The 2,046-nt window shown below is 65.0% G+C and carries 3 protein-coding genes; all 3 read right to left on the reverse strand.

Annotation, left to right across the window (positions count from 1 at the left end):
- Positions 1 to 85: 85 nt before the first annotated feature.
- Positions 86 to 517 (reverse strand): response regulator, encoded by a 432-nt coding sequence (locus AC1DT2_RS21720; protein WP_477298674.1) that lies wholly within the window; start codon positions 515 to 517, stop codon positions 86 to 88.
- An 88-nt stretch (positions 518 to 605) separates the two neighbouring features.
- Positions 606 to 1,259 carry a response regulator gene (locus tag AC1DT2_RS21725; RefSeq protein WP_477298675.1) on the reverse strand — a complete coding sequence of 218 codons (654 nt, stop codon included), beginning with the start codon at positions 1,257 to 1,259 and terminating at the stop codon, positions 606 to 608.
- The coding region (locus tag AC1DT2_RS21730) for a sensor histidine kinase (protein ID WP_477298677.1) at positions 1,229 to 2,046 on the reverse strand (818 nt) is incomplete at its 5' end. The genes AC1DT2_RS21730 and AC1DT2_RS21725, both read right to left, overlap by 31 nt.

Below are 2,046 nucleotides of genomic sequence, written 5' to 3' on the forward strand. Positions count from 1 at the left end.
TTCCGTGTTCCGCCGGGCGTGGCGAACGGGAAAAGGATGTCGGTGTCCATGCTCGCGCGTCGATCACCGCCATGCGACCGTAGATTTACGGAGTGTCCTGGCAGCCGATGCGCACCGAGCCCGACACGTACGCGTCGCCACGGAGCGCTGCGTGCACGGCGTCGAGCAGGTCCTCACCGGCCGATGCCTTGACCACGTAACCGCTGCCGAGGGAAAGCGCACGGCGCGCCACGCCGGCGCCGTCGTGGCAGCTGACGAAAACCACGGGTAGGCCGGGGCAGCTGAGGGCGAGTCGGCGCGCCGCTTCCAGTCCGTCCATCTCCGGCATGGCGATGTCGGTAACGACGACGTCCGGCTTCAGAATTTCGACCAGCGACACGAGCGAGACGCCGTTACTGACGACGCCGATGACGTCGAAGTCTTCTCGCAACAAGCGTTCGATCTCCCGTGCGGTCTGCGGATGGTCGTCCGCGAGAACCACACTGGCCCGGAAAGGCATGAAGCGTAACTCGTCCATGAATCCAATTCTCCACTTCGCAGCCGGCGCGGAATAGCGTAAAGCTACGCGATTGCTTCTGCGTATATCTACTTCCGTGTTTTTCCGGTCAGAACAGCAGACCGAGGTCCTCCGAGCGCCGCACCAGTTCGAGCGTGCTGTGCACATCCAGGATCTGCATGATGGTGTATTTGTGCGCTTCCACCGTGCGTACCGAGAGCCCCAGCTGTGCCGCGATCTGCTTGGAGCGCAGGCCGGATCCGACCAGGCGCAGCACTTCGCGCTGCTTCGGTGTGAGTTCGTGAAGGTCGGCCATGCGGCCACGCAGGTAACGAGCGCCCAGCGAGGGCGTGACGTAGGTGCCGCCGGCAAGCACCTGGTGCAGTGCACTGAGCAACTCGTCGCCGGCGGATAACTTGAGCACGTAGCCGTTGGCGCCGGAGCGCATCGCGGAGGCGGCCAGCGCGGGTTCGGCATGCATGGTCAGGAAGACGAACGGGGTGCTGTCGCCGCGGCCGCGAAGCGTCTTCAGGACTTCCAGGCCGTTGCCGCCGGGCATGTTGATATCCGAGAGGATCAGATCCGGACTCTCGCGCTCGATGACATCCAGCAGGCTGCGGCCGTCCTGGGCGAGGGCGACCAGTTCGAAGTCGTCGTCGAGAAGGCGCTCGATGCCCTCGGCGACCATGCGGTGGTCATCCGCAAACACGATGCGCGGAAGCGCCTCGCAATTCAGTTCGTCTCCAGCGGAATGCGCAGACATAGATCCACTCCCTTTCCCGGTGCGGTACGCAATTCGAAGCTGCCCCCCAGCAACTTCGCTCGTTCGTTCATGCTGATCAAACCGATACCCGGTCCCGCCGAAGGCAACTCATCGGGATCGATCCCCTTGCCGTCGTCGAAGATCCATAGCGACGCGAGGTCGCTGGTCACCGACGCCTTGATGGTCACCTGGCTGGCTTGCGCGTGACGGAGCGCATTCGCCAAGGCTTCCTGGGTGACACGATAAAAGCACAGGGCGATGTCCGCGGAGAGCACATCGATGGCCCGGTCGGCGATGAAAACCACATGCGGCGCGCGTGGGCGGCGCGACGTATGGCACAGCGCCTCGAGCGAGTCCCGCAGGCCGGCGTGATGCAGGCAGCTTGGGTGAAGTTCGTGTGAGAGCTGGCGGACATCTTCGGACAGAGCGATGACTTGGTGCTGGATGTGCGTCACGTCGGCCTGGGCCGAAGGAGGGACGCGCCGCCGCAGTGCACTGAGACCGATCGAGGTGGCCGCGAGCCGCTGGTTGACGTCGTCGTGCAGGTCGCGCGCCAGTCGCGCGCGCTCCTGTTCCTGGGTGGCGATGATTCGCCCGGTCACCTCGCGCAGTTCGTCATGCGCGAAGGCCAGGGCGCGACGGCTGGCGAAGCGTTGCTCGACGACCACGGCGAGCGTCAGTGCGGAGAGGGATGCGGTGAGCGTCCACAGCTGCAAGGCGAGCGTGGTGTCCTGCGGCGTGGAGGCCACGAATGGCCCATGTCCGCTGACGCTCAGGTGCCCCGCCA

Source organism: Luteibacter sp. P4_E6, from assembly GCF_056401535.1.